Here is a 7,343-nt window from a genome sequence, read left to right as displayed (position 1 = left end):
GTTACCGGCACCTATTGCCATGCCCAGAATATTGAACTTGAAGAGCTCCCTTATTCAGAAAATACCGGCCAGATAGATCTTAAAAAATTGAAAAATAGCCTGAATGATGATGTTTCTGCGGTTATTGTGGGTTATCCAAATTACTTTGGTATCATCGAAGATTTGCGGGAAATAAAAGCGCTTCTCGATGAAAAGGTCATGTTCATAGTGGTTGCAAACCCCATTGCATTGTCTGTTTTGGAAGCCCCTGGAAGCCTTGGCGCAGATATAGTTGTGGGTGAAGGGCAGCCATTAGGAAACCCACCCAGCTTGGGTGGACCAGGGTTGGGATTCTTTGCAACAAGAGAAAAATTCGTGCGAAAAATGCCCGGAAGAATTATCGGGGAAACGCAGGACGTCGATGGAAAAACGGGCTATGTTATGGTGCTTCAGACAAGAGAACAGCATATCAGAAGAGGGAAAGCCACTTCCAATATTTGTTCGAATCATGCCCATAACGCTGTTATAGCCGCTATTTATATGAGTTTGATGGGAAAAGAAGGGCTCAGAGAAGTGGCAATAAGATCTTATGATAAAGCTCATTATCTCTTCCAGAGAATATCGGAGATTGAGGGAATGGCTCCACTCTTTTCTGGTCCCTTTTTCCACGAATTTGCTGTGAAGCTAAAAGCTTTAACTGCGGGTGAGTTGAATAATAAATTGTTGGAACACAAAATACTTGGTCCTATGGAACTTGAGAAAGATTTCCCGGAACTCGGAAATTCTGTTCTTTTTTGCACCACTGAAGCCGTTCGAAACGATGATCTCGAATTTCTTCTCGGCCGTCTGGAGGAGATAATATGACGATATTCGAAAAATCCGTATCGGGAAGAAAAGGTTACTCATTACCCGATGAGACCCTGCATGATAGTTCTCCGCTTTCAAAGATTCCGGAGCATCTTTTACGAAAAAAAGCAGTTGAACTTCCTGAAAACAGCGAAGTGGACATTGTTCGCCATTATACAGAATTATCAAGAAAAAATTACTCTGTGGACAACGGTTTTTATCCTTTGGGTTCCTGCACCATGAAATACAATCCGCGGTTGAATGAAGAAATGGCCTCTCTGGAAGGGTTTTCATATCTTCATCCTTATCAGCCAACTGAAAGCATTCAAGGAGCTCTAGAAGTCATGTATGAGCTTCAAAGAATGCTTGCTGAGATAACCGGCATGGATGTTTTTACCCTCCAACCGGCAGCTGGTGCCCACGGAGAGCTCACTGGGATGCTCATTGTAAGAAAATACTTTGAGTTGATGGGAGAAGACCAGAGAAAGAAGGTTATTGTTCCCGATTCCGCTCACGGTACAAATCCAGCGTCGGCAAAAATGGCGGGCTTTGATGTGGTGGAAATTGCGTCAAATCCTTCCGGGTTGATAGATTTGGGCAATCTGAAGGCAGCATTGGACGAAACCGTGGCTGCTATAATGTTGACTAATCCCAACACTCTTGGACTTTTTGAGAAGGATATCCTTGAAATTTCCAAACTCGCGCACGACAATGGAACGCTCCTGTACTATGATGGTGCAAACCTCAACGCAATTATGGGACATGTTAGACCTGGGGATATGGGTTTTGACATTGTACATCTCAACCTTCATAAAACCTTTTCCACACCTCACGGAATGGGAGGACCCGGCAGTGGTCCCGTAGGAGTTAAGGAAAAATTGAAGGGATTGCTTCCTGCACCATTGGTTGCGTTGAACGATGATGGTTATTATCTTGATTATGATTTGCCAGATAGCATTGGAAAGATGAGAAGTTTCTACGGCAATTTTGGAGTTCTTTTAAAAGCCTATGCATATATTAGGATGCTGGGCAAAAATGGGCTGAAATTCGCCAGCGAAATGGCTGTACTGAATGCGAATTACTTGAGAGTAAAACTCTCCAAGCTCATTCCGCCTTCTCATCCCGGAATCTGTAAGCATGAGTTTGTACTTGATGGAAGCGTCCTTGTCAAAGAATTTGGCGTAAAAACTCTGGACCTGGCGAAACGCCTTCTGGATTATGGATTGCATCCGCCAACGATTTACTTTCCTCTCATTGTTCATGAGGCTCTTATGATTGAGCCTACCGAGACCGAAAGCAAAGATAACCTCGATAGATTTGCGGAAGTTATCGAGAAGATTCTTGAAGAAGCCAGAGATAATCCTGAGACCCTGAAAAATGCGCCATATTCAACGCCTGTAAGGCGACTGAATGAAACCATGGCTTCCAGAAAGCCTATAATGCGTTGGAAAGCTGAAAAATAAGGGCCGGTGTAAACCGGCCCTTTTCCGTTGGTGAGGTGGAATCTTGAGGCTTGACAAGTTTTTAAAGATAAACAGAATAATCAAACGCCGGACGTTGGCAAAAGATGCCATTGATAAGGGGTTTGTGTTGAAAAATGGAAGGAGAGTTAAACCTTCCAGCGAAGTCAGTTCTGGTGATGAAATACAGATAAATTTTGCAAACAGAATTCTCGTGGTGAAAGTGATGGAAAATATGGAAGTAGAAGTCATCAGTGAAGAGAAGCGTGGCTCTTAATATCGGCTTCAATAGATTTCGCCTGCTGTGATCTTTATCGTTTCATCACCTGCTTTCAACAACAGGTGCTCGGAGTTTATCTTCTCAATGATTCCCGTGATTTTTTCGCCATTCGGCAGGCTAACCTTTATTTTGTCTCCTACCTTGTGTATCAGATATTTTTTCCATTTTCTTATGAAGTACTTTTTCATCCTCACCTGAAGATATTTCCTACGAAGGCTTTCCAGTTTATTCAAGAGCTTTTTGAATACAAAACTCACATCGTAGTCTCTTGAGGTTACTTCTTTCAAAGAAATGGCTACTTTTGACAGCTCAGGTGGAATACTGTTTTTGACATTGAGCCCAACTCCCGTTACAACGCCAAGCAATTTCTCGCCTTCTGTTGCTGCTTCGGTTAGAATTCCAGCGATTTTTTTCCCATTTACATAAACATCATTCGGCCATTTTATCATAGCCTCACAGTCCAGCTCGCGAAGCAATTCGGTAACCCCAACGCTGACCAATTTGGTGTAGTATCCGGTGTCTTTCAGCAAACGTGGTTTGAAAACGATGCTGAACCAAAGTCCTCCATTGTTGGAATGCCAAACGCGGCTAAACCTTCCATATCCTGCGGTTTGTTCCAATGCCCAAATAACACTGCCTGATGGTAACTTAGAAAGATTCTCCATGGCATATCTGTTTGTTGAAGGCAACTCGGTGAAGGAATAAATTTCCTCTCCTATAATCACTGAATCACTCCTGCGCCAGAAAGTTCTTTCACATGTATATCCAATTGTGGAAATGGTATATTGATGCCTTTTTCTTTCAGTTTTTTGTATATCCCGGCAGCCACATTGTTTTGAACATCGAAATAATTGGCTCTTTCGAACCAGAAATATAGCTTAAAGTCAATGCTAGAAGCATTGAATCCGTTGAAAACGACGAAATTCGAAACGCCCTCTCCTCTGTAAATAAGCTCTTCCTCATCTATAACTTCTTGTAAAATGCCAAGAGCTATGGAAACATCGACTTCGTAAGGAAGACCGACAATCATCTCTAACCTCCTGACAGGACCAGGCCAATAGTGAATGATGTCACCACTCCACACCGATGTGTTGGGGATAAGTACTTTTTTCCCATCGAAAGTTCTCAGAATCGTATGGTTCAGATTTACCGTATCGACAACCCCGCTGTGTTCGCCAATTTTGACTACGTCTCCTTCAATTACTACTCTTCCGACAAGTAAAAATATTCCAGAAATAACATTTTCAAGAGGTTTTTGAAGCGCTATACCAATGACAAGTCCTCCCACTCCAATGCCTGTTATAACCGGTATAAGGTCTTCAAAAACCACACTCAAGATTATCATAGCTGCGATTAAGAAGAAGAAAACATTCAGTACGAGCTTCACTGTGTTAGGTGCTTTGAGGGTGGCGCCTTTTCTTGAATAAAAACCTCGTATTACTTTGAACACGAATTTCGAGGAATAATAAGCCACCAGGAGAAGCAAAAGGCTGATTCCTATTTTTGATAATACGGAAACCCAGCCAGTCATTCTTTTCCCTCCTTGAAACTATGTTCACCTGAAGGAAATTTCGCAGATTTGACTTCTTCGTTGTATTTTTTCAATGCTTCTACTATTGTTTCCCTGAGGTTCGCATAGTGCTTCACGAAAGTTGGCTTAAATTCAGTATTAATACCCAGAAGGTCATGCCATACAAGCACCTGCCCGTCACAATACTTGCCAGAACCGATACCAATGGTTGGAACCTTTACTTCTTCGGTCAATGTTTTCGCCACTTCTTCAATCACGAGTTCCAGCACAATGGCGAAAACGCCAGCATCTTCAAGAGCATTGACGCTTTCTACCAATCTTTTGACGCTTTTTTCGCTGCGCCCTTGCACAAAGTAACCACCGATGCTGTTCACATGTTGTGGGGTAAGCCCAACATGTCCCATAACCGGAATACCGTAATCCGTTAGTCTTTTTGCAAGGTTCGCAACTTCAATGCCACCCTCGAGTTTTACCGCATTGGCACCAGCTTTTATGAAGAGGCCAGCATTTTTTATCGCTTCACTTTCGGATGGCTGGTAAGACATAAAAGGCATATCAGCGATAACAAAGGAATTTCGTGCCCCCTTTCTCACAGCCTCCACAACCGGTAAAAGGTGCGCCATAGAAGCGGGCAGGGTATTCTCATAGCCAAGCATTACGTTCGCATAAGAATCGCCAACAAGTAACAGGTCTATTCCAGCTTCTTCGGCCATCTTAGCTTGAAAATAACTATATACAGTTACCATGGATAACTTCTTTTTTCCTTTGGAATTGATGATCTTCTTTACATTCATACTAATCACCTCTGAGATGCTGTATCATGCATGAAAGCTCTTCGTAAAGCCTGCCCAGTTGTGGATTGATTTTCAATAAAAGTTCCCGTTCGATTTCAAGTGTTTCCTGATCTTTTCTAGCCGCCGGGCCACTGAATTCCTCAAGGGTTCCTGCCTTAACTTTTTCAAGAAGACCTTCAAGGTATGAAGTCAAAAGTTCGACTACATCCTGGTTGGTAAAACCGAGTTTTTTCTGATATAAGTCTTTTGCTTGCTTCAACATAAGCTGGGAGAAATTTGAGCTAAAAACGGCAGCTGTATGATAAAGTGGTTTGCCTTCCGTTGTAATATTAACACACCTCAGCTCTTCTTTTTCAGCCAGAGAAATCAGGAATGAAGTCCCTTTTTCGTTGCCCTCCAACCCAAAAATAACTTTTTTTAAGATATTGGGTGAAAGCGAAAAACTGGATATGGATAGGTTAGGATGAAAACTTGCAACTCCCTTTCCAGCTTCAGCTGCTTCTTTAAAGACGTAGGAACTGACGGCACCACTCAAATGGATGAAATATTCAGGCTTGTGATTTAGTTTCCAGATTTTCTCAAAGGTTTCCCTTATAGCGGAATCAGATGTGGCTATTATCACCACTCCATCAAGTTCTGGTAACAGCTCAAAACCACCGGCTTTGCTGTCTGATAGCTCACCAGCCAACCACTCTGCCCGCTCAACTGTTCTGTTGATCAAGTGTGAAATGGTATAGCCTCTACTATAAAGAAATCTAGCCAAAAGGCTTCCAGCCTTTCCAATTCCGACAACTGATATTCTCATCTTCTTTTTCCTCCGGTGTTAAAATTATACATCAGGAACAAGAAAAGAAGCTTGAAAAGCTCTCAGGACTTTCTTTCATGAGGAGGATTTATTTTGAAGTGCAAAAAATGTTCATCAGAAGCGATAATACATCTAAAGCAGCACAACATAGCCCTTTGCCCTGAGCATTATGAAGAGTTTTTCTATTCCAGGGTAAAAAAGGCCATAAAGAGATATAGGATGTTCGGCCCGGATTGGAAAATTCTAGTAGCTGTTTCCGGAGGTAAGGATAGTCTTGTGCTATGGGAAGTGTTGAACAATCTCGGCTATGAAGCCGATGGATTATATATAGACCTCGGCATTGGCAAATACTCCGAAACTTCAAAAACCAAAGCTGTCTCTTTTGCCGAAAAGAGAGGTCTTAAACTTTTTATCTCTAGCGTGAGAGATTATCTTGGCGGACTTTCCACCCCTGAAGCAGCCAAAATCATGCGTAGAAAAACCTGTTCTATTTGTGGGCTGGTGAAAAGATATATAATGAACCGCTTTTCACACGAATCAGGATATGATGTAATAGCCACGGGACACAATCTCGATGATGAAGCTGCAACGCTCTTTGGAAATCTGACTCACTGGCAATTGGGATATCTTGAAAAACAGTATCCCGTTTTACCAAAGACACATCCGAAACTAACACCAAAGGTAAAACCTTTGATTCTTCTCACTGAGAGAGAAGTGGCAACCTTTGCACTTATGAAAAGCATTGACTATATCATGGTGGAATGTCCTGCTTCGAAGGGGGCTTCTTCGATGTTATACAAAGAGCTTTTGAACATTCTGGAGGTTAATCAGCCAGGCACCAAACATCGCTTTCTAACAGAATATTTCAAGGTCAAGGACATTTTTTCTGGCCAGGAAGGGAAAATAGAGTTGAAAGAGTGCAGCATTTGTGGCTATCCCACGACTCAGGACATATGTTCCTTTTGCAAACTACAAGAAGGGATTAATAAACGGATAAATGAGAAAGGGCGTTAAACTTTTTCTGCCATTCAATCTGGTGGCTCTCATGTTTTTTGGGCTTTTGGCGATATTTTCTGCCACGTATGGCAACAGGTTTTCAGGTTTGTTTTATAGGCAATTGTTCTGGGATGCACTTGCTTTCTCTGTGTTTTTAGTCGTTTCCAGACTTAGTTTCAGATTTTGGAAGGCCATTGCTACATGGTTGTTGTTGCTTTCCTTGCTGTTGTTAGTAATCGTATTGTTGCTCCCTCCCGTTTCTGGTTCGAGGCGCTGGATAGACTTTGGTGTTGTCAGCTTCCAACCTTCTGAAGTGGCAAAGTTCGTGATAATTCTCTTTCTGGCAAAAATATATTCGGAATCCCGGAAAAACTTTTACATAGGGGTTGCCATTACTGGGTTACTCGCGTTTCTCATATACAAAGAGCCTGATCTGGGAATGACCATGATGATTCTTGGAATCTGGTTTTTCATCACCTTTTTCAGTAGAAGATTCGATAAATGGATTCTTATTGTACTGATAGTCGGGCTTGTTATTTTACCTTTGCTTTTGTTTTTTGGGCTTGAAGAATATCAGATGAATAGAATTTTGAGCTTTATGAATCCCGAAAAATATGCATCGAGCTCCGCGTATAACACTGTACAGGCAATC

The 7,343-nt window shown here is 42.0% G+C and carries 9 protein-coding genes; 5 read left to right on the top strand and 4 right to left on the bottom strand.

The window, feature by feature from the left end; all coding sequences use genetic code 11:
- The 3 genes from AC3LHT_RS05275 to AC3LHT_RS05265 all read left to right on the top strand — a co-directional run.
- A partial coding sequence (locus tag AC3LHT_RS05275) for a PLP-dependent aminotransferase family protein (protein ID WP_488662184.1) occupies positions 1-843 on the top strand: 843 nt, incomplete at its 5' end.
- A complete protein-coding gene (gene gcvPB / locus AC3LHT_RS05270; RefSeq protein WP_488662183.1) occupies positions 840-2,288 on the top strand; it encodes an aminomethyl-transferring glycine dehydrogenase subunit GcvPB in 1,449 nt (482 codons plus the stop codon). The genes AC3LHT_RS05275 and gcvPB, both read left to right, overlap by 4 nt.
- 43 nt (positions 2,289-2,331) lie before the next feature.
- Positions 2,332-2,562, top strand: coding sequence for an RNA-binding S4 domain-containing protein (locus AC3LHT_RS05265; RefSeq protein ID WP_488662182.1), 231 nt, complete (start codon positions 2,332-2,334; stop codon positions 2,560-2,562).
- 8 nt (positions 2,563-2,570) lie between these two features.
- On the opposite strand, the gene AC3LHT_RS05260 is transcribed toward AC3LHT_RS05265, so the two are convergent.
- Genes AC3LHT_RS05260 through AC3LHT_RS05245 form a run of 4 tightly spaced genes read right to left on the bottom strand, consistent with a single transcriptional unit; the run spans position 2,571 to position 5,695 of the window.
- Entirely contained in the window at positions 2,571-3,290 is a 720-nt protein-coding gene (locus AC3LHT_RS05260) for a biotin--[acetyl-CoA-carboxylase] ligase (RefSeq protein WP_290644887.1), read from the bottom strand.
- Entirely contained in the window at positions 3,287-4,096 is an 810-nt protein-coding gene (locus AC3LHT_RS05255; RefSeq protein WP_290666608.1) for a mechanosensitive ion channel family protein, read from the bottom strand. The genes AC3LHT_RS05260 and AC3LHT_RS05255 overlap by 4 nt, the downstream gene beginning before the upstream one ends.
- The gene (gene panB, locus AC3LHT_RS05250) at positions 4,093-4,890 is read right to left on the bottom strand and encodes a 3-methyl-2-oxobutanoate hydroxymethyltransferase (protein ID WP_290644891.1); all 798 of its coding nucleotides are present in this window, start codon (positions 4,888-4,890) and stop codon (positions 4,093-4,095) included. Before panB ends, AC3LHT_RS05255 begins: the two co-directional genes overlap by 4 nt.
- A 1-nt stretch (position 4,891) precedes the next feature.
- Positions 4,892-5,695, bottom strand: coding sequence for a DUF2520 domain-containing protein (locus AC3LHT_RS05245; protein WP_290666611.1), 804 nt, complete (start codon positions 5,693-5,695; stop codon positions 4,892-4,894).
- 93 nt (positions 5,696-5,788) lie between these two features.
- On the opposite strand from AC3LHT_RS05245, the gene AC3LHT_RS05240 reads away from it, so the two are divergent.
- On the top strand, positions 5,789-6,709 hold the full coding sequence (locus AC3LHT_RS05240; RefSeq protein ID WP_290644895.1) for a TIGR00269 family protein: 921 nt from the start codon (positions 5,789-5,791) through the stop codon (positions 6,707-6,709).
- Positions 6,693-7,343, top strand: a 651-nt coding sequence (locus AC3LHT_RS05235) for an FtsW/RodA/SpoVE family cell cycle protein (RefSeq protein WP_488662181.1), incomplete at its 3' end; no start/stop codon positions are given. The genes AC3LHT_RS05240 and AC3LHT_RS05235, both read left to right, overlap by 17 nt.

This window comes from Kosmotoga sp. (genome assembly GCF_982836095.1).
This window is presented reverse-complemented; position numbering and strand designations above follow the sequence as displayed.